Genomic DNA, 20339 nt, shown 5'->3' with positions numbered 1-20339 from the left:
CCACCAGGAACAACTCCGGGTTAGGAATAGTGTTCTGGAAGGCGCAAGGGAGCTTCGTAAGGGCCATCCTCGGCTGGGTTGTAGGAAGCTCTATGCGGAGCTCAAGCCTACCGGGATGGGTCGGGACAAGACCGAGGCCTTATTGCTGAGTCATGGCTTTAGGTTAAAGCGCAAGCGCAACCGTTACCGTACCACTTATGGGGGGAAGCATTGGTATCCTAATCGGATCACTGATTTACAACTAACCGGGATCAACCAGCTTTGGGTGAGTGATATTACCTATATCGCTGTATCGGCTAAGAAGCCTTATTACCTGACCTTGATCCTGGATGTGTACAGTAGGAAAATCAAAGGCTGGAGTTTGTCAGCCACCCTGACCGCAGAGGATACTATAGTTGTAGCTTATAGGGAAGCCCTGGCCACGACTGCTAAAACCGAACGGAAACAACTCATATTTCATTCGGATAAAGGCAGCCAATACGTTTATAAGCGATTAGCTGAGTTACATACAGAAAATCAGGTACAGCCTAGCATGGGCGGTAAAGCCTGGGAGAATGCTCATGCAGAATCTTTAAACGGCATATTAAAAAATGAATATATCGATTTTGACCACTCCCATATCAGTTTAAAACAAGGGAGAATATTGATAAAAAAAATCGTAGAAAAGTACAATTATCAACGTCCACATGGTTCACTAAAAAATATGAAACCTGTAGAATTTGAAACCTTTGTTCAGGGGTTAACCCCTGAACAAAAACCGAGATTTAAGATTAATTATTAACCAGAAAAAAGGCAACCATATTCAGGCATGCCCAATGCCCAAACTTGGAACCTGTAACCTGTAACCATTAAACGTTTCAATTATAGTTTTTTTAATGCGTTTGCCCTGGAAGTGAGATGGATTTGATAACGTAGTGTAAATAACCAAGAACTCCCGAAGACCAAGGCCTTCGGGAGTTAAAATACAATGTTAATGTATGCTTTTAGAACTGATAACGGATACCAAGGGCGATATCCAGATCCAGTCCGTCCCTGTAGTTATCCGTGAAACCCAGTTCCGGCCTGAAATCCAGGGATAAAATAAGTGGAATGTTGAAATTATATTCAATACCTACATCACCTGCCACGAAAAAGAAAGCACCGCTGTCATCAATATCTTTATTATCGTAGCTACCCAGACCACCACCGGCACCTGCATACCAGTTAAAATTACCTTCCAGGCTCCATACCCACTGGTACAAACCGGTAAGCTTAAAGGCATCCACATGGTCGGAGTCTCTCCAGCCCAGGTCGAGTTCCAGGCGGTTGTTGGACCCTAAAGCCCTTTGGTAAGAGATTTCCGCACCAAAACCTTTACTGTCTCCCAAACGAAGTCCAAGAGCATTGGGAGCGATCTCCTGTGCCTGGGATGTTGCCATAACCCCTACGAATAAAACGGCTAAAAAAACAAAATTTTTCATAACAGATATTATTAATTTAACAAAAATTATAGTTCAAGTTAGGGAATTTTTTTGATATTTCTACATCCAAATCCAATTGTTTTTTGCGAAATATATTGCAAAAACGGAAAGATTTACTCCAAAACGAATTTTAGAACTGGAACCGGATACCCAGGGCAATGTCCAGATCAAGGTCGTCCCTGTAATAATCGTTAAAACCCAGTTCGGGACGCATATCCAGGGAGATAACAAGGGGAATATCGAAATTATATTCCAGGCCTATGTCTCCCGCTAAAAACAAAAAAGTCCCGCTTTTATCCAGTCTGTCATTGTCGTAGCTACCCAATCCGCCGCCGGCACCTGCAAACCAGTTAAAGTTACCATCGAGTCTCCAGACCCATTGGTGCAGTGCGGTAAGTTTAACGGCGTCAACGTAACGGGAATTGCGCCACCCGAGATCGAGTTCCAGGCGGGTATTGCTTTTTAACAATCTTTGGTACGATACTTCCGCGCCAAATCCGTCACTGTCACCAATACGTAATCCGAGGGCATTAGGAGCTATCCGCTGCGCATGAGACACGGAAGCTACTCCGAGTACTACAAGTAAGAGCAAGAATGTTTTTCTCATATAGTTCAATTTAACTTTGTTTAATGCCATTACAACGCTATTTTTACACAAATCTTATTAGGATCATGTTAAAACCGGCAGATTTACAGCTCGAAGGCGAGATACGATATGATGATTTATATCGAAATATCTATGCCACAGATGCTTCCGTATACCGGAAACTTCCTCTTGCAGTAGCATACCCCAGGACCAAAGAAGATATAAAAAAACTCATAGCACATGCTGCGGAGAACAACTTGTCACTCATTCCCAGGACAGCCGGGACTTCCCTGGCAGGGCAATGTGTAGGAGAGGGGATTGTAGTAGATGTATCCCGCCACTTTACCAAAATATTCCACGTTGACAAAGAAAAGAAAACAGTAGATGTGGAACCCGGGGTCATAAGGGATGAACTAAACGAGTATCTGCATTTGTACGATCTTTTTTTCGGACCGAATACATCGACATCCAACCGTTGTATGATCGGCGGAATGGTAGGTAATAACTCCAGCGGAACGACTTCCATTCAATACGGAGTAACCCGGGATAAAGTACTGGAAATAGAAGCTGTTTTGTCTGACGGATCGGAAGTGATCTTTAAGTCTCTAACGGAAAATGAGTTTAAAGAAAAACTTGAATTAAACACCTTAGAAGGACATCTATATAGAAATTTACATGAAAAATTACTACCTGAAAGAGTAAGAGAACGTATCCGCGATGCTTATCCGAAACCTGAAATTCACAGGAGAAATAACGGATATGCCATAGATGAGATTATAAAGCAGAAACCGTTTGAGCAGAAGGGGGAAAACCTTAACCTCTGTAAACTGATCTGTGGAAGTGAAGGCACCCTTGCTTTTATCACCCGGATCAAATTGCAGCTGGAAAACCTTCCTCCGAAGCACAGTGTTATGGTGGCGGCACATTTTGACAGTATTGAAAGCTGTCTTAATGCTGTTGTACCGGTAATGCAACACAACCTGTTTACCTGTGAAATGATGGATAAGGTAATACTGGACTGCACCAAAAACAATAAAAGCCAGATGGCTAATCGCTTTTTTATAGAAGGAGACCCCATGGCTATTTTAATGCTGGAACTCAGGTCGGATGACGAAGCGGTGTTGGAGGAGAGAAAGAACAGTCTGCTGGAAGCACTCGTAAAAAGCAGCCAAAGCTATGCGTATCCGGTATTGTATGGCGATGACATTCAGAAAGCACTGGAACTGCGGAAAGCCGGGCTGGGACTGTTAGGTAACATTGTAGGAGATAAAAAGGCTGTGGCCTGTATAGAAGACACTGCAGTAGCCCTGGATGATCTTGCTCCTTACATAGCGGAGTTTTCCGCCCTGATGAAGAAATACAACCAGGGAGCGGTTTATTATGCCCATGCCGGGGCGGGAGAACTACATCTAAGGCCGATACTTAACCTGAAAGCCACGGAAGATGTGGCCATGTTTCGCCGTATAACCACAGATGTAGCAAAACTGGTTAAGAAGTATAAAGGTTCCCTGAGCGGAGAACATGGAGACGGGATTGTACGTTCGGAGTTTGTAAAACAGATGCTTGGGGAGGAAAATTACCGGTTACTGACGGAAATAAAATCGGTTTTCGATCCTAAGAATATCTTTAACCCGGGAAAAATAGTGCATTCACCTCCCATGGATGAATCACTTCGTTATGAGCCGGACCGCGAAGAACCTGAAATTAACACTTTTCTCGATTTTTCCGGCTCGGAAGGAATATTGCGGGCTACGGAGCAATGCAACGGTAGTGGTGATTGCCGGAAAACCCATCTGTCTGCCGGGGCTATGTGCCCGAGTTACCACGCGACGAAAAACGAAAAGGACACTACCCGTGCCAGGGCAAATACCCTGCGGGAGTTTCTTACCCGGTCAGAAAAGGAAAACAGGTTCGACCATAAGGAAATCAAAGAAGTACTCGATCTCTGTTTAAGTTGCAAAGCCTGTAGCAGCGAATGTCCAAGCAATGTGGATGTGGCTACATTAAAGGCGGAATTCCTTTACCAGTATCAAAAGGAAAACGGAACCAGTTTCCGGGACAAGGCTTTTGCCTACAATACGCAGCTAAATAGTTTTGTATCTTTTTTTCCCTGGCTGGTCAATGAGGTATACCGAAATAAGATTACGGCAGGACTGCTTAAAAAAGGAATCGGTATTGCGCCGGAAAGGAGTTTTCCCCCGTTAAACCCTTTTAAAAAGTCACTCTCGGAACCGGGAAATACAGCTGACAATATTAAAGATAAAGTTGAAGTTGTTCTTTTTATCGATGAGTTTACCAGTTATTTAGACGGAGATATCGGAGGTGATGCAATAGATCTTTTGCAAGGTTTGGGATACCGTATCCGGGTTTATAAGGGAGATAGTGGCCGCACCTTTATTTCCAAGGGTTTTTTAAAGCAGGCAGCAAAGGCTGCGGACAGGAATATAGAAAAATTACGAGGGCTGGTTTCCGGAAATAGCCCGTTGATCGGGCTGGAACCTTCTGCAATTCTGTCGTTTCGGGATGAGTATATGAAACTTGCTACAGATAAGGAAGAAGCTGGCAGACTGGCCGGAAATTCATTTTTGATCGAGGAATTTCTCGCTGCTGAAATGCAAAAAGGAAATATAACCAAAAGACAGTTTACCGATGATTCCAGACAGGTGAAAATACACAGTCATTGCCATCAGAAAGCTTTATCCGATCAGAAGGTCACATTCGATATTCTCAACCTGCCCGAAAATTATAACGTACGCATCATAAACAGCGGTTGTTGCGGAATGGCGGGTTCTTTCGGTTATGAAAAAGAACACTACGAAGTGAGCATGAAAGTAGGGGGGCTTCGATTGTTCCCGGCTATACGCGGTACGGAAGCAGACACCATCATCGCAGCGAATGGCACCAGTTGCAGACACCAGATACTGGACGGAACAGGCAGAAAAGCAAAACACCCGGTTACCATACTGAAAGAAGCTTTGAGGAAATAATGGAAATAAGATATGGAGAAGAATCAAATATCCCGTGGTAAACCTTCAAGTGTCGGGAAACTATAAAAATATTTCGATGCCATACGAATTATCGGGACGGAACATTTCATATCTCATGTAGTGAGTAGAATTTCTTTGGGTATGGAAATAGTTTTGATTTCGGAAGTGTTTGTTCCGGTTGCTGCATGACACACATAATCCGATGTAATGGACAATTTTTTCAAAAACCATATTTTGTTCCGGAACCGGGCCGGGTTACCGGAACAGTCCAGTTTTTTCATAGTATCGGTAATACCGCTTGCGGCTGCTTTCAGAACTGCTTCTTTCCTGGTCCAAATCTCGTAAAATGCCTGTTTTTGATTGTCCGCTTTAATGATATAATCTTTCTCACCGGGATGAAGAGGCCAGGAAAGTATGTCTGTGTCCATGTCTTCCGTAAATTCAATATCCAGGCCTACCGGCTCTGTTCTCCCAAGAAATAAAGCAACACACTGACGGGAATAGGTGAAGTTAAAAGTATCCCAGTCTTCAATATAGGGTTTCCCGTACGTGGTATGTTTCATCCGGTTCATCAGTTCCGGAGGATTTCCCGAATGCAGTATGGCTTTTTTCAGCAGTAAGTATGCAGCTACTCTTTTGGCTTTATCCGGGTCGAACCGGAAGGCATCTGTCCTGGCTTTAAAATACGGATTTTCAACCGGGATGTCCAGGTATTCTTTAAGATTGTCCTTGTCGAGCAGATGAAACCAAACTTTCACGGGGCAGGGCTTTGGTTAATTCTATCCGTAAAATTACGGTTTATTTCCTTAAAAGTATAAAGTTAGAGGTAGTATAAAGAGAGCCGGAAAACCTTTGAAACGAATCAGGTTTTCCGGCTCTTTCCTAAGGTAATTTATCTGGCATCCAGGAGGAAACTTTTTAGTTCGTCATAAGAACTTATATTCTGTTTCACTTTTTCTTTGCCCATTACGGCTTGAATCTGTTCTGGGATACCTACGTTCACTCCCAGTGTTTCCTCCACTATATCCAGGAATTTTACCGGGTGTGCGGTTTCCAGGAATATCCCGGTTTTTCCGGGGTTTTTGTCGAGATATTCTTTAAGTCCCAGGTAACCTACAGCACCGTGCGGATCAGCTATATAACCGGTTTCCTTGTAGATCGCGGCCATGGTATTGCGAGTAGCTTCATCCGTAAAACTGTAAGATGAAAATTTGGCTTTTAATACTTCGATATCATTATCAAAAAGCTGTTGTATACGTACGAAATTGCTTGGATTTCCTACGTCCATGGCATTAGATATCGTCTGTTTGGACGGTTTTGGAGCATACACACCGCTTTTCAGGTATTGTGGTACCGTATCGTTGATATTGGTAGCGGCTACAAAATGGCTAACAGGAAGCCCCAGTTTATTAGCCATAATACCTGCGCAAATATTACCGAAGTTTCCGCTCGGCACGGCGAATACGACGTCTTTATTCTTGTTTTTCAGTTGTTTGCAAGCGAAAAAGAAATAGAACATTTGTGGTAACCAGCGGGCAACATTAATGGAATTGGCTGAAGTTAGGTTCTTTTCTTTTAAGGTTTCATCCAGGAAAGCCGTTTTAACCATATCCTGGCAATCGTCAAAAGTACCTTTTACTTCCAGCGCGGTTATATTCTGCCCAAGGGTTGTAAGCTGTCTTTCCTGTATATCACTCACCTTTCCGGAAGGGTAGAGGATAACGACTTCTACACCTTCTACACCGAGGAAACCGTTTGCCACTGCACCCCCGGTATCTCCGGAGGTAGCCACAAGAACGGTAACTTTCCCGGAATCCTGTTTTCTGTCCCGGTTAAAATACCCGAGACACCTGGCCATAAACCGGGCCCCGACATCTTTGAATGCCATGGTAGGTCCGTGAAAAAGTTCGAGGGAAAAAACATCTTCCTCTACTTTTTCCAGGGGAAAATCAAAAGACAAAGTATCTTCTATGATGTTGCGAAGTTCTTCTTCCGGTATTTCGTTCCCCACGAATTGTTTTATGGCCCGAAAGGCGATTTCCGCATCCGGAAGGTTTTCGAGGTCGTTTAGGAAATCAGGTTCCAGCGGATGTGCCGATTCGGGAAAATACAATCCTTTATCCGGAGCAAGCCCCCTTATTACGGCATCTTTGAAAGTTGCCTTTTCACTTTTGCGGTTTAAGCTGTAATAGTTCATTATTTTTTACAAGTTGAGATGGTTCAGTATAAATTTGACACGGTCCTCCACGTTGATTTTCGGGAGTTCCACTATTTCATAATTCAGGCCGGTATATGTTTCGCGCATAACTTCATAAGTCCTCAGGGCTTCTTCAAAATCCTGTTTTCTCTCTCCGTCGGTCCGGTATATTTCTTCCCATGCCGGGAAAAGAAATACTTTGCTATGGTAACGATACCTGTGTATTTCATTTTTCATTTCTTCGGATACCGGAATATTTTCCAGGTAAGAATACGCGAGAGAATCCGGGATACCACGATCAAACAGAAGGATGCCGGTGGTTTTTCTTTCCACGGCATCCCGGTAAGAATCTATGGAATACCGTAACATCATATCCCGGTATTTTTCTTTATTTTTCCAGGGTAAAGCATCTCCTTTATTATCCATTTGTTCCCGGATGATCTCTCTTGCCACTTCCGGAACGTATTCCAGTCCTGATCGGGATAAAGCCTTCAGCGTAGTGGTCTTTCCTACGCCGGGGCCCCCGGTAAAAACATAAAACCCTTTTTCTTCCTGTGTATCCTTATGGAGCATTTTTAAAGGCGCTTTTTCAGGAAAGAATCCGCATTCCTTCCACGTTGATACCGGACACATGCACGTCAAAATCCACACCTGCATCGGCGTATATTCCGGCCATGGCTTCCGCTACTTTTGCCGCAGTGCCCTGTCCTTTGCTCAATGCAAAAATAGAGGGGCCGGACCCGGAAATCCCCCCTCCGAGAGCACCTGCGTCTAAAGCAGCCTGTTTCACCTGGTCGAATTTAGGAATGAGCAAGCTGCGCAGCGGTTCAATGATAACGTCGTTAAGAGACCTGGAAATTAATTCGTAATCTTCCGTGTACAGTCCGCTAACAAGACCTCCGAGATTTCCCCATTGTTGTATGGCTTTTTTTAATGGTACCGAATGTTTCAGCACGGAACGGGCGTCTGCTGTTTTTACTTCGATCTGCGGATGTATGACAGAAGCAAAAAGTTCTCCGGGAGTATGCAGTTTTATAACATCCAGGGGCTCGTAGCTGCGTACCAGGGAAAAACCACCGAGAAGGGCAGGGGCCACATTATCGGCATGCAGCGCACCGCTGGCCAGTTTTTCTCCTTCCATGGCAAAAGGAATGAGTTCTGCTGCGGAAAAAGGTTCTCCGAGAAGTTTGTTTATGCCGAATACGGCACCTGCGGCACTTGCTGCACTACTTCCAATGCCGCTTCCGGGTTTTATATTTTTATATATCTCTATTTCAAACCCTTGCGAACTCCCGAGCGCTTTAAGCATGGCCAGCGCGGATACACCTGCCACGTTTCTTTCCGTTTGGAGGGGAAGTTCCTGGCCCTCGACTTTGGTAATGGACACCTTACCGGCTTCCGTTTTCCGGACCACCATTTCGTCTCCAACCGTATCCAGGCATAATCCCAGTACGTCAAATCCGCAGGTGACATTGGCTATTGTTGCCGGGCAAAAAAATCGTATTTCGTTCATTTTATTGTTTTTTGAAACGACAAAAGATACCTGTAAACCAAAAACACCTTTTTTTTCGGTAAAACAGGCATCTCCTACTTTATTTACGGATTACATATTACCGGCCCTTATGATATCGGCGAAAATACCCGACGCGGTAACATCTGCCCCGGCTCCGGCTCCTTTTACAAGCAGGGGTTGTTCGTTATACCTCTCCGTAAAAAACAGTACAATGTTGTCTTTTCCTTCCAGGTTGTAGAAAGGATGGTCTTTGGGTATGTGCTGAAGTCCGACTTTAGCTTTGCCGTCTTCGAATTGTGCTACATATTTCAGCCTGCATCCTTCAGAAGCTGCGTTGGTGTATATTTTTTCAAAGTGCGACTTGTGATCTACCAGGGATTTGTAAAAATCATCCACCGAAACCGTATCCAGGCTTTCCTGTGGCAGGAAAGATTCGTTTTCAATATCGGCGATCTCCAGTGCATAACCACTTTCCCGGGCCAGGATGAGTATTTTTCGCATGACGTCAATACCGCTCAGGTCTATTTTAGGGTCCGGTTCGGTATAGCCTTCTGCCTGCGCCTGTTTTACGACCTCGCTAAAAGAACTTTTGTCATCGAAATTGTTGAATACAAAATTAAGGCTTCCGGAAAGCACAGCTTGTATTTTATTTACTTTATCTCCTGAAGCTACCAGGTTTTTGAGTGTATCGATAATAGGTAACCCGGCTCCCACATTGGTTTCAAAAAGGAAAGGCGCGTTGTACTTCCTGGAAAGGTCTTTCAGTAGGGAATAGTGTTCAAAATCGGAAGAACAGGCTATTTTGTTACAGGTTACTACTGCTATACTGTTTTTCAGGTAATTCGCATAAGTTTCGGCTACGATATCGCTGGCCGTATTATCTACGAATATACTGTTCCTGAGATTGAGTTCTTTTACCTTTTCAAAGAATTTTCCCATACCGGCAGTTTCTCCGTTTTCCAGGGCTTCTTTCCAGTTTTTCAGGTCTATCCCGTTGTCGTCAAAATACATTTTCCGGGAATTGGATAGGGCTACAACTCTTACGTTAAGCCGGAGCTTCTCCTTGAGGTATTTTTTTTGCCTGTCTATCTGGTTCAGGAATTTTTCACCCACATTTCCTACACCCATTACAAAGATGTTGAGCTGTTTCACGTTGTCTTCAAAGAAACGCTCGTGTAAGGTATTCAGGGCTTTTTTTACATCGGATTTGTGAATTACGGTAGAAATATTCCGTTCGGAAGCTCCCTGCGCTATGGCCCGGATGTTCACATTGTTCTGTCCGAGGGCACTGAACATTTTACCGCTGAGTCCCTGGTGACTTTTCATATTATCGCCAACCAGGGCTACGATAGCCAGGTTGTCTTCTACGATTACCGGTTTTATTTTTTTAGCGGCTATTTCGTACTCAAAGGCTTCATTGACAGCCTTCTCCGCTTTTTGCATATCTTTTTCGGCGATACCGATGCATATGGAATGTTCGGAAGAGGCCTGGGTTATAAGAGCAACGTTGATATTGTGCAGGGAGAGCACTTCGAAAAATCGTTTGGAAATACCGGAAATCCCAACCATACCGCTACCTTCCAGGGAAAGCAGGGCCATATTATCTATGTGGCTGATCCCGCGGACGGGCCGTGAGGAACCATTGGTGTTTTTGCGTATCAAAGTGCCTTTTTTCTCCGGGTGAAAGGTGTTGCGTATATGAATCGGGATCCCTTTTAGGAGTACGGGCTGAATGGTTGGCGGATACAGTACTTTGGCCCCGAAATGCGACAACTCCATGGCTTCTTCATAAGAGATGTCGGGTATGGCAAAAGCCTGTTTTACCAGTTTCGGATTTGCGGTATACATACCGCTTACATCGGTCCATATTTCCAATACGGAAGCATGCACGGCACCGGCTATGATGGCCGCTGTATAATCCGATCCACCCCTTCCGAGTGTAGTGGAATTTCCATTAGTCGAAGAAGCGACAAATCCGGGGGCCACAATTATTTTATAAGTTACGGTACCAAAATAGGTTTCGCAAAGATGGTTGGTAGCGGTAAAGTCTACAGCAGCCTTTCCGTAATTTTCATCAGTTTTGATAAGGGTCCGGCTGTCTTTATGAATAGCATCCAACCCTTCCGAAACAAAGAATTCACCTATGATATAGGAGGAGAGGAGTTCACCGTATCCCAATATTCTGTCCAGTAATTTGGATGTGGTTTCACCGATCAGAAAAGCCCCCTCCAAAAGAGTTTCCAGAGTGTTGAGCTCCCTTTTAAGGGCGCTTAGAATTTTACTTTGTGAAGATACCGGAAGCAGTTCCCGGGCAGTATCCAGATGTCGCTTCTCTATTTCTTCTATTATTTGGGTATAGCCTTCGTTGCGCACGGCAGCCTGTTCGGCTGCTTCCAGAAGAAGATCGGTTACACCGCTGAAAGCAGATACTACAATAACCTGTTTGTCATCTTTAGCATTGCTTTCTACGATATTTTTTACCAATTTTATGCGTTCGGCACTGGCAACGGACGAACCTCCGAATTTTAAAACCTTCATGTGTGAAAAATCTTGAGTTGATTATAAATATTAAGAGTTTGAATGTTTGGTTCAAACAAAAGAGATGCGGATTATATGAAAGAATTATACCCCAAACGGGGTAATAATACCAGTTGTAATAATGCCAAAAGAAATCATCCCGGATATAGAAGTACATCCTTTGAAAGTAATGGGTGATATATTAAAAGCTTCTGACATTTATTGAAGTATTGACAGTTCAAATGTAGTACATTTGTCAAAAGGAGCAAACATATTTTCGATTTTTGCGAAATTATTAAAGAAAAAATAAAAACTCAATACAATGAATATTTTTTCCCTTGAACAAATACGTGAAGCTGACAGATTAACAATTTTAAACCAGAATATTAGCAGTGATGCACTGATGGAAAGGGCAGGGGAGCAGGTTTTTGAGTGGCTTCATGGCAGGTTACAGGGCAATCCGGTATGTATTCATGTTTTTTGCGGTATCGGGAACAATGGTGGTGATGGCCTTGTTATTGCCCGTCACCTGTTGGAGAATGAATACCGTGTAAAGGCATATGTTGTCGACTTCAGCAAAAAGAGGTCCCCGGATTTTCTGCTTAATCTCGACCGGATAAAAAACATGAAACACTGGCCGGAACATTTTAACGGGGATAAAGGGGAAGAACTGCCGGAAATTGGCCGTGAAGACATTGTAGTGGATGCCATTTTCGGAGTAGGGCTTAACCGTCCGCCTTCCGGATGGGTGGAGGAACTGATACGGCATATCAATGCCGCCGGTGCTTTTGTGCTTTCCGTAGATATGCCTTCCGGATTGTTTATGGATAAAGGGCAGGAAAGAGATGCTGCGGTTATTCAGGCTGCACACACTCTTACGTTTCAATCCCCGAAACTGGTGTTTTTCCTCCCGGGCACTGGTGTTTATACCCCTTCCTGGGAAGTCCTGGATATAGGTTTGGACAAAGAATACCTGCAAAGTGTAGAACCTGAAGCCGTGCTTATAGAAAAAAACGAAGCAGTTTCTCTCTATATACCCAGAAAGAAATTCTCGCATAAAGGTACTTACGGACATGCCTTGCTTATAGGTGGCAGTTATGGTAAAATAGGGGCCGTATATCTTTCTGCAAAGGCTTGCCTGACCTCCGGGGCCGGGCTGGTAACCACATATATGCCCCGCTGCGGGTATTCGGTACTTCAAACCACCTTGCCGGAAGGTATGGTGCTGACAGATGCCAATGAAGAGCATATTTCCACTATTGCATTTGACATAGAGCCGGAGGTTATAGGTATAGGTATGGGATTGGGGAAACATAGGGCTACGGTAGATGCCTTTAAAGCTTTTCTGAAGAAGAACACAACCCCTTTGGTGGTCGATGCCGATGCGCTCAATATATTATCTGAAAATTCGGGATTGTTACAATGGATACCTGCAAAATCCGTGTTTACCCCACATCCGAAGGAGTTGGAACGGCTAATAGGGCCGTGGAAGGATGATATGGAAAAACTGAAAAAAGGAAAGGCTTTTGCAAAAGAATACGATCTTGTCCTGGTTATGAAAGATGCGCATACAATTGTAGTTTATGATGAAAAGTTATATGTTAACAGTACGGGGAATCCCGGAATGGCCACCGGTGGAAGCGGGGATGCTTTGACAGGGATTATAACAGGTCTTATAAGCCAGGGATACACTACTGTTAATGCTGCCATATTCGGTGTTTACCTTCACGGAAAGGCCGGCGATATAGCTGTTTCCCATACGGGGTACGAAGCGCTTACGGCAAGCGGAATTATAGATTATACGGGGGATGCCTTCCTGGACCTTTTTGCTCGTCCGGAGAATCCACCGGCCGGACAGGAGACCAGGCAATAGAAAAGCAGGAGGAATCACGGTTTTTCTATTTTCGCCTTTCACGATAAATAATTAATAATAAAAACTTGGTTTTTTTGGTTTGAATGTGGAATTTTGACCGATTTTTCAACTTCTGCAGGAATGAGGGATACACACTATATATGTACGGACATACTGAATTTGGAACAGATACTGGATATTGTCCGGAACGAGAAGAAAATAGCGCTTTCGGAAGAGGGTAAACTCAATATTAAAAAATGCAGGACATATCTGGATGAAAAACTGAAAAACCAAAAAGACCCCATTTACGGTATTAATACGGGCTTCGGATCGTTATACAACATTAAAATTTCGGGAGAACACCTGAATAAATTACAGGAAAACCTGGTCATGTCTCATGCCTGCGGAACCGGGGAAAAGGTGCCTGCGGATATTGTGAAACTGATGCTGCTGCTCAAGGTGCAGTCCCTTTCTTACGGATATAGCGGAGTGCAGTTATCCACAGCGCAAAGACTCATAGATTTTTATAATAACGATATTATCCCCGTGGTGTACACGCAGGGGTCGCTAGGGGCTTCGGGAGACCTGGCACCTCTTGCGCACCTGGCATTGCCGTTGATAGGAAAAGGAGAAGTATATTATAAAGGGAAAATCATACCGGCGGATGAGATGATGGAATCTATGGCGTGGGAGCCTGTGCAGCTACGATCCAAAGAAGGCCTGGCCCTGCTGAACGGAACGCAGTTTATGAGCGCTTATGGCATATCTATGGTGATACGGTCGTATAAACTTTCGTACCTGGCAGACCTTATTGGAAGTGTTTCATTAGAGGCATATGACGGAAGAATAGAGCCTTTTGATGCATCTATTCATCTCATAAGACCACATCGCGGACAGGTAAAGACTGCGGAAAGGATATCCGGCTTCCTCGAAGGCAGTGAACTTATATCCAGGAAAAAGAAGCATGTACAGGATCCGTATTCGTTCCGCTGTATGCCCCAGGTACACGGGGCTACGAAAGATACGCTGAACTTTGTGCGGAAGACCTTTAAAACGGAGATTAATTCGGTTACGGACAATCCTAATATCTTTCTGGATGAAGATAAAATATTGTCGGGAGGGAATTTTCACGGACAAGCCCTGGCACTTGCCCTGGATTATCTGGCGATTGCCATGGCGGAACTGGGAAACATTTCGGAGCGAAGAACATATCAGCTTATTTCCGGATTGAGAGGGTTACCGGCTTTTCTGGTCAACGACCCCGGACTTAATTCCGGTTTAATGATACCGCAATATACGGCGGCAAGTATCGTGAGTCAGAATAAACAACTTGCCACACCGGCCAGTATAGACAGTATAGTGTCTTCCAACGGACAGGAAGACCATGTGAGTATGGGGGCTAATGCGGCTACCAAATGCTTAACGTTACTGGACAATGTAGAGCGTGTACTGGCTATAGAACTGCTCAATGCATCACAGGCAATGGTATTCCGTGAGCCGGCCAAGACATCCCCTCTCCTGGAAAAATTTCTGGGAACTTTCCGGCAGAAAGTGCCATTTATAGGCCAGGACAGGGTTTTACATAATGATATTGCAGCAGCCATTGACTTTTTAAAAGATTACAATATCGAAGAAGAAATGCTAGCTGATTAACAACAGGGCGGATTGAAATTTTACAAAGGTTATCTGGTGAGGTAATATCAGGAGCAGGGTTTTAATCTATAACTTCATATAATAACAAGATAATACCCGTACAAATACCAAAAAAAACTTACCTGTCCCAAAACTTTATAACGGGATTGAAATAACCAAAAATCCCACAACTTTTCAATTAGCTAACCGAGAGTAACCCCCGGAGGTTTTTACATTATCCTGTATCCAGTTTTTAGCGTTTTCCAGGTTGTAAAAATACCGGAACGGTTTTTTGCAGAACAATTCTTCTATTCTGGAACTGAGCCTTTGTGCAGAAGTACTGACAACTACGGAAATAGCTACCAGGTTTTTAATTTTCTCTATTTCCGGATAAGTGAAAGGATCAACAGAATAAGAGTATATTCTGTTTGAAATATATCCGAAAGGCCTGTCTTTAAAATTTTCGAGACAAAGCGAAATGAGTATCTTATTTTGTTCAGATACAATATGTGTTCCCTCGTTTATTTCCGAAATAACGAAATTCTCGTGAAATTCGAGATATCCAAAGTCCAGTTTTATTCTTTTTGGCATAATGAGCGGGTTGTTTCCCGGTTAAAAAAGCATATCAAAAAGTATAGGTTGTTTTGAAAGGATGGTACGAAAATAAACTGGCTTTGAGGGAAATAGAAAAAAATCAGATAAAATGCATATATTTTCGAAGAAAAAGCTTTTTGGCAAAGAAAAGTAAAGGTCTGTACGGATTTTCCTGGCAGGGTTAGGGATTCAGGAAAACCCGGATGAGGGTAGGATAAAAGAAGAGGGTGTCTAAAAAGTCTTGAACTTTGTGGTTAAAAACCTTTTTAGATACCCTCTTGAATTCTCTACTTATGCTCTGTCACGATCCATCAGGATGCCGCGAAGTTGTTATATGTTTTATTCTTTAGGATTGTATTTAAGATATTTTTCGATAGCTTTTATCATCATAGAAGCAATATCTTTTTCCGTAGCGGTCTCAATACCTTCGAGACCGGGAGAGGAATTTACTTCGAGAAGCAAAGGACCTTTGGACGAACGGATGATATCCACTCCGGCAACCTGAAGTCCCATGGCTTTTGCTGCTTTCACGGCGATTCTTTTTTCCTCTGAAGTCACTCTTATGATGGAAGCAGTGCCGCCGAGGTGCATATTGGCCCGGAATTCTCCCGGAGGAGCTTCTCTTTGCATAGCAGCCACAACTTTACCATCTATAACAAAGCAACGGATGTCTTTACCGTTTGCCTCTTTAATGAATTCCTGAACAAGGATGTTCGCATTAAGGCTTTTGAAGGCATTAATAACACTTTCAGCGGCTTTTTTGGTTTCCGCAAGAACAACCCCTTTGCCTTGCGTACCTTCTAATAGTTTAATGATAAGGGGAGAGCCGCCTACCATTTTAATAAGGTCGTTGGTGTCCAGCGGAGAGTTGGCAAACCCTGTGGTGGGGATATCAATACCATTGTTAAGGAGTAATTGCAGGGAAAATAGCTTGTCCCTGGACTGGCTTATGGCAGCGGCACTGTTCAGGCAAAATACTTTAAGAGATTCGAATTGCCTGGTTAGAGCACAACCATAAAAGGTCATGGCGGGACGAATACGCGGGATTACCGCATCCAGTTCATTGAGTATTTTTCCTCCCCTGTAATGAATTTCGGGAGTTTTAGCATCCAGTTTCATATAACATTGGCGAATATTAAAAAACTTGACGTCATGTCCCCTTCGTTCTCCTGCCTCAATAATTCTCCGGTTGCTGTAAAGATCGGGATTACTGGCCAGAACTCCTATTTTCAAGCCGTCCCGGCTTTCTATTTTCAATTTGTATTCACTTTCAACATCTTCGTCGGACAATGCTCCCAGTAAAAAACTGCTTTCGGGGTCTACGAGCATGCGACCCATCATAGCTTCCCTGCCAAGCAGCATCCGATATCCCATACTGTCCCTGTTGGTGAGGGTGAGTTCTATATCCCATGAAGAACCATTGAGGTGCAGGGCAGTCCGGATCACGTAACGGTTTTCCCGGGTCCCGGTAGAGCTTTTTACAACCCTTTTGTCAATAACGAGTGCTTCACAATGAATAAGCTTCTTGCCGTTATTCTGTATAGGGAAAACATCGAAGGTAATCCACGTTTCGTTATTTCGCAGAAAAGGGTTTATGTTAACTGCATGAAGCGCAGAAGTTTTTGCTCCGCTGTCTACACGTACTTTTATGGCAGGAATCTGAAGTTGAGGCAGGGCAACCCACTCTTCACTTCCAACGATGGTTTTGTTTTCTGTCATGGTATGTTTTTATGGAATAAAGATGCTTTTTTTCATCGCGGCAAATAAACTACAATATATCAAAATTATAAAAGAAAAAATTGTAAATCTATTGTTACCTTTTTTGTCGGATAACAAGTGCTTTTTTCCTGGTATTACAAAACTCTTTTATACACAAAAGCCGCACTTTAAACAGAAAGGTAAAGTACGGCTTTATGCTGTGATGATCGTTATACTAAGATTAACTGTTTGTAGGCTCTTCTGCTTTTTTGATAGCAATGGTAAGCTCTTCTTTATCCTTGTCCAGGTCCATAAATATACTGTCGCCTTCTGCCAGTTTGGAGGTGATAATCTCTTCGGCAAGAGTGTCTTCTATATATTTCTGGATAGCTCTTTTGAGCGGACGTGCACCGTATTGCTTGTCAAATCCTTTTTCGGCGATATAATCCTTGGCTTCATTACTTAGTTTAAGGTTGTAACCGAGGTCTTTGATCCGGATATACAGTCTTTCAAGTTCAATATCAATAATCTTATGGATGTCTTCTTTTTCCAGCGGATTGAAGACTACCACATCGTCTATACGGTTAAGGAACTCCGGAGCAAAAGCTTTTTTCAGGGCGTTTTCAATAACACTTTTCTGATATTCACCTTCCTGTGCTTGTTTGGCGGAGGTTCCGAATCCGACACCCTGACCAAAATCTTTAATCTGCCGGGCACCGATATTGGAAGTCATGATTATAATGGTATTTCTAAAATCCACTTTTCTTCCGAGACTGTCGGTCAGAAAACCGTCATCTAACACCTGAAGGAGCATGTTGAATACATCCGGGTGCGCTTTTTCCACCTCGTCTAGAAGGATTACCGCGTAAGGTTTTCTGCGTATTTTTTCCGTAAGTTGTCCGCCTTCTTCATATCCGACGTACCCGGGAGGTGCACCGATAAGCCTGGATATGGCGAATTTTTCCATGTATTCGCTCATATCAATTCGTACCAGTGAATCTTCGGAATCAAACAGTTCCCTGGCAAGCACTTTAGCCAGCTGGGTTTTTCCTACACCGGTCTGACCGAGGAAAATAAACGAACCTATGGGTTTGTTAGGATCCTTAAGCCCGGCGCGATTTCTCTGTATGGCTTTGACCACTTTGCCAACGGCTTCATCCTGTCCGATAACTTTACCTTTGATGAGTTCAGGGAGTTTTGCCAGTTTGCTGCTTTCCGCCTGGGCAATGCGGTTTACCGGTATACCACTCATCATAGACACTACGTCCGCCACATTGTCTTCGGAAACGGTTTCCCGGTGCAGTTTGCTCTCTTCCTCCCACTTTTCCTGAGCAGTAGCGAGATCTTTTTCCAGGCGTTTTTCATCGTCACGCAACTTGGCCGCCTCTTCGTATTTCTGTTTTTTTACCACCGAATTTTTCAGGACCCTGACATCTTCGAGCTGTTTTTCAAGCTCCAGTATCTGTTTGGGCACTTCCATATTGGTGATATGCACCCTGGACCCGGATTCGTCCAATGCATCTATGGCTTTGTCCGGCAGGTAACGGTCCGTCATATACCTGTTTGTAAGTTTTACACAGGCTTCAATAGCCTCTTCTGTATAATTTACATTGTGGTGTTCTTCGTATTTTTCTTTAATGTTATGCAGTATCTCAATGGTTTCCTCTACCGTAGTAGGTTCTACGATAACCTTCTGGAAACGTCGCTCCAAAGCTCCGTCTTTTTCAATATACTGTCGGTATTCGTCCAGGGTAGTGGCTCCTACACATTGAATTTCACCTCTTGCCAGGGCAGGCTTGAACATATTGGAAGCGTCCAGACTTCCGGTAGCTCCACCGGCGCCTACAATGGTATGGATCTCGTCGATAAAGAGAATGATGTCATCGTTCTTTTCCAGTTCGTTCATCACGGCTTTCATCCTTTCTTCGAACTGTCCGCGATATTTGGTTCCGGCTACGAGAGAGGCCAGGTCCAGGGTAACCACACGTTTATTGTATAGTATCCTGGAAACTTTTTTCTTAACGATCCTCAGGGCCAGACCTTCGGCAATGGCACTTTTACCGACACCGGGTTCTCCGACAAGTAGCGGATTGTTCTTCTTTCTCCTGCTGAGTATCTGCGATACCCTTTCTATCTCTTTTTCCCTTCCTACTACGGGGTCCAGCTTGCCTTCTTCCGCCATTTGCGTAAGGTCACGCCCGAAATTGTCCAGAACCGGGGTCTTGGATTTTTTGGTGGATTTACCGCCGGAAGGATTGTTAAAAGGATTGTCCCTTGAAGGTTCTTCTGCTGATCCCGGCTCATCCGAAAAGGATTCGGCAGAAGGCAGGTCTATGTATTCGTCTTCGCTTGCACTCATAAACTTGAATTGTTCTTTGACCCCGTCATAGTCTACTTTAAGTTTGTTCAGCAACTTGGTGGTAGGGTCGTTTTCGTTTCTCAGTATACAAAGCAAAAGGTGCGCTGTATTTATGGAAGAACTCTGAAAGAGCTTAGCTTCCAGGAATGTTGTTTTCAGGGCACGTTCCGCTTGTCTGGTGAGATGTAAGTTCTTTTTGTCATTAGCAACAAAAGCAGAGCCTGAGTTGGCCGGACTGAGTATTTCCACTTTTCTTCGCAGTGTATCCAGGTCCACATCCATTGCATTAAGTATGTTGATTGCTTTGCCGCTGCCGTCACGCAGCAGCCCAAGCATAAGATGTTCCGTGCCTATAAAGTCATGTCCGAGACGAAGCGCCTCTTCTTTGCTATAAGCAATAACATCTTTTACTCTCGGTGAAAAATTGTCATCCATAATTTTGTCTCCTTTCGAATATCCCCGGCATTTAATAAAAAAGGTATGGGTACGGGGAACAGGTTTAAAAATAAAAATCTACAACGATATTACAAAAACCATACCCTTTGAAGTGGAACGTACTGCTAATAGACGAAAAATCTATGAAAAACAAAAATTTTTAACGTTCATTTTATTAACGGTTTGCGGGAGACTGCTGCCGGGAGAGGATAGGGCATTGTGTATGTCTCCTTCTTTTTTATGCATCCTTTGAAGGAAAAAACGATCTTTCTGGGCTTTGTAAGTGCATTGTAATGTCCTGGAAAAAGTGGAAAAAGCGTTGGAGCCTTCATATATCGCGATGTCTTGCCAGGGGGCAAATATATTGGTTATCAATGAAAAAAAAAGGCCCTGAACTGTTTGTTGTTACTGTTGATAAAATACTTAAAAAAGCAAGGGGTTTTGCTCATGGGAAGTGGATAAAATCCGTATATTGGCTCGATTTGAAATTAAACCTGTATAATTAATTT

15 protein-coding genes are annotated in these 20339 nt (G+C 43.6%); 5 read left to right on the top strand and 10 right to left on the bottom strand.

Annotated elements, in window-relative coordinates; genetic code table 11:
- A partial coding sequence (locus ACVBDU_RS13725; RefSeq protein WP_447178419.1) for an IS3 family transposase occupies positions 1-781 on the top strand: 781 nt, incomplete at its 5' end.
- Positions 782-983: 202 nt separating this feature from the next.
- On the opposite strand, the gene ACVBDU_RS13720 is transcribed toward ACVBDU_RS13725, so the two are convergent.
- Both ACVBDU_RS13720 and ACVBDU_RS13715 read right to left on the bottom strand, forming a co-directional pair.
- The gene (locus tag ACVBDU_RS13720; RefSeq protein ID WP_447180303.1) at positions 984-1460 is read right to left on the bottom strand and encodes a hypothetical protein; all 477 of its coding nucleotides are present in this window, start codon (positions 1458-1460) and stop codon (positions 984-986) included.
- A gap of 130 nt (positions 1461-1590) precedes the next feature.
- Positions 1591-2067: a hypothetical protein gene (locus ACVBDU_RS13715; RefSeq protein WP_447180302.1), complete on the bottom strand. Its 477-nt coding sequence runs from the start codon at positions 2065-2067 to the stop codon at positions 1591-1593.
- A 65-nt stretch (positions 2068-2132) separates the two neighbouring features.
- Here ACVBDU_RS13715 and ACVBDU_RS13710 point away from each other — a divergent pair, with 65 nt between their 5' ends.
- Positions 2133-5033 (top strand): FAD-binding and (Fe-S)-binding domain-containing protein, encoded by a 2901-nt coding sequence (locus tag ACVBDU_RS13710; RefSeq protein WP_447180301.1) that lies wholly within the window; start codon positions 2133-2135, stop codon positions 5031-5033.
- A gap of 113 nt (positions 5034-5146) precedes the next feature.
- On the opposite strand, the gene ACVBDU_RS13705 is transcribed toward ACVBDU_RS13710, so the two are convergent.
- The 5 genes from ACVBDU_RS13705 to thrA form a co-directional block, all read right to left on the bottom strand.
- Positions 5147-5791, bottom strand: a complete 645-nt coding sequence (locus tag ACVBDU_RS13705) for a 4'-phosphopantetheinyl transferase family protein (RefSeq protein ID WP_447180300.1) — start codon at positions 5789-5791, stop codon at positions 5147-5149.
- Positions 5792-5925: 134 nt separating this feature from the next.
- Positions 5926-7230 (bottom strand): threonine synthase, encoded by a 1305-nt coding sequence (gene thrC / locus ACVBDU_RS13700; RefSeq protein WP_447180299.1) that lies wholly within the window; start codon positions 7228-7230, stop codon positions 5926-5928.
- A 6-nt stretch (positions 7231-7236) separates the two neighbouring features.
- Entirely contained in the window at positions 7237-7803 is a 567-nt protein-coding gene (locus tag ACVBDU_RS13695; protein WP_447180298.1) for an AAA family ATPase, read from the bottom strand.
- Between the two features lie 16 nt (positions 7804-7819).
- Entirely contained in the window at positions 7820-8743 is a 924-nt protein-coding gene (locus tag ACVBDU_RS13690; RefSeq protein WP_447180297.1) for a homoserine kinase, read from the bottom strand.
- A 90-nt stretch (positions 8744-8833) separates the two neighbouring features.
- Positions 8834-11281 (bottom strand): bifunctional aspartate kinase/homoserine dehydrogenase I, encoded by a 2448-nt coding sequence (gene thrA / locus ACVBDU_RS13685; protein ID WP_447180296.1) that lies wholly within the window; start codon positions 11279-11281, stop codon positions 8834-8836.
- 301 nt (positions 11282-11582) lie between these two features.
- On the opposite strand from thrA, the gene ACVBDU_RS13680 reads away from it, so the two are divergent.
- On the top strand, positions 11583-13133 hold the full coding sequence (locus ACVBDU_RS13680; RefSeq protein ID WP_447180295.1) for an NAD(P)H-hydrate dehydratase: 1551 nt from the start codon (positions 11583-11585) through the stop codon (positions 13131-13133).
- A gap of 120 nt (positions 13134-13253) precedes the next feature.
- Complete coding sequence (hutH, locus tag ACVBDU_RS13675) at positions 13254-14765, top strand: histidine ammonia-lyase (protein WP_447180294.1); 1512 nt, start codon at positions 13254-13256, stop codon at positions 14763-14765.
- 174 nt (positions 14766-14939) lie between these two features.
- Here the strand turns inward: hutH and ACVBDU_RS13670 are convergent, their stop codons facing one another.
- From ACVBDU_RS13670 to ACVBDU_RS13660, 3 genes are all read right to left on the bottom strand, one after another.
- Positions 14940-15335 carry a hypothetical protein gene (locus ACVBDU_RS13670; protein ID WP_447180293.1) on the bottom strand — a complete coding sequence of 132 codons (396 nt, stop codon included), beginning with the start codon at positions 15333-15335 and terminating at the stop codon, positions 14940-14942.
- Positions 15336-15677: 342 nt separating this feature from the next.
- Positions 15678-17057: a 30S ribosomal protein S6--L-glutamate ligase gene (gene rimK / locus ACVBDU_RS13665; RefSeq protein WP_447180292.1), complete on the bottom strand. Its 1380-nt coding sequence runs from the start codon at positions 17055-17057 to the stop codon at positions 15678-15680.
- Between the two features lie 220 nt (positions 17058-17277).
- Entirely contained in the window at positions 17278-19830 is a 2553-nt protein-coding gene (locus ACVBDU_RS13660) for an ATP-dependent Clp protease ATP-binding subunit (RefSeq protein WP_447180291.1), read from the bottom strand.
- Positions 19831-20204: 374 nt separating this feature from the next.
- On the opposite strand from ACVBDU_RS13660, the gene ACVBDU_RS13655 reads away from it, so the two are divergent.
- The gene (locus ACVBDU_RS13655) at positions 20205-20336 is read left to right on the top strand and encodes a hypothetical protein (protein ID WP_447180290.1); all 132 of its coding nucleotides are present in this window, start codon (positions 20205-20207) and stop codon (positions 20334-20336) included.
- Positions 20337-20339 lie beyond the last annotated feature (3 nt).

The sequence above is a fragment of the Sinomicrobium endophyticum genome (genome assembly GCF_052983315.1).
Note: the sequence above shows the minus strand (reverse complement) of the source record. Positions and strands in the feature narration are given on the sequence as shown.

What these genes read in the sequence shown, in the direction of transcription:
- ACVBDU_RS13720 (WP_447180303.1), bottom strand. Translation starts at nt 1,460, where the DNA reads ATGAAAAATTTTGTTTTTTTAGCCGTTTTATTCGTAGGGGTTATGGCA.
- ACVBDU_RS13715 (WP_447180302.1), bottom strand. Translation starts at nt 2,067, where the DNA reads ATGAGAAAAACATTCTTGCTCTTACTTGTAGTACTCGGAGTAGCTTCC.
- ACVBDU_RS13710 (WP_447180301.1), top strand. Translation starts at nt 2,133, where the DNA reads ATGTTAAAACCGGCAGATTTACAGCTCGAAGGCGAGATACGATATGAT.
- thrC (WP_447180299.1), bottom strand. Translation starts at nt 7,230, where the DNA reads ATGAACTATTACAGCTTAAACCGCAAAAGTGAAAAGGCAACTTTCAAA.
- ACVBDU_RS13695 (WP_447180298.1), bottom strand. Translation starts at nt 7,803, where the DNA reads ATGCTCCATAAGGATACACAGGAAGAAAAAGGGTTTTATGTTTTTACC.
- ACVBDU_RS13690 (WP_447180297.1), bottom strand. Translation starts at nt 8,743, where the DNA reads ATGAACGAAATACGATTTTTTTGCCCGGCAACAATAGCCAATGTCACC.
- thrA (WP_447180296.1), bottom strand. Translation starts at nt 11,281, where the DNA reads ATGAAGGTTTTAAAATTCGGAGGTTCGTCCGTTGCCAGTGCCGAACGC.
- ACVBDU_RS13680 (WP_447180295.1), top strand. Translation starts at nt 11,583, where the DNA reads ATGAATATTTTTTCCCTTGAACAAATACGTGAAGCTGACAGATTAACA.
- hutH (WP_447180294.1), top strand. Translation starts at nt 13,254, where the DNA reads ATGAGGGATACACACTATATATGTACGGACATACTGAATTTGGAACAG.
- ACVBDU_RS13670 (WP_447180293.1), bottom strand. Translation starts at nt 15,335, where the DNA reads ATGCCAAAAAGAATAAAACTGGACTTTGGATATCTCGAATTTCACGAG.
- rimK (WP_447180292.1), bottom strand. Translation starts at nt 17,057, where the DNA reads ATGACAGAAAACAAAACCATCGTTGGAAGTGAAGAGTGGGTTGCCCTG.
- ACVBDU_RS13660 (WP_447180291.1), bottom strand. Translation starts at nt 19,830, where the DNA reads ATGGATGACAATTTTTCACCGAGAGTAAAAGATGTTATTGCTTATAGC.
- ACVBDU_RS13655 (WP_447180290.1), top strand. Translation starts at nt 20,205, where the DNA reads ATGAAAAAAAAAGGCCCTGAACTGTTTGTTGTTACTGTTGATAAAATA.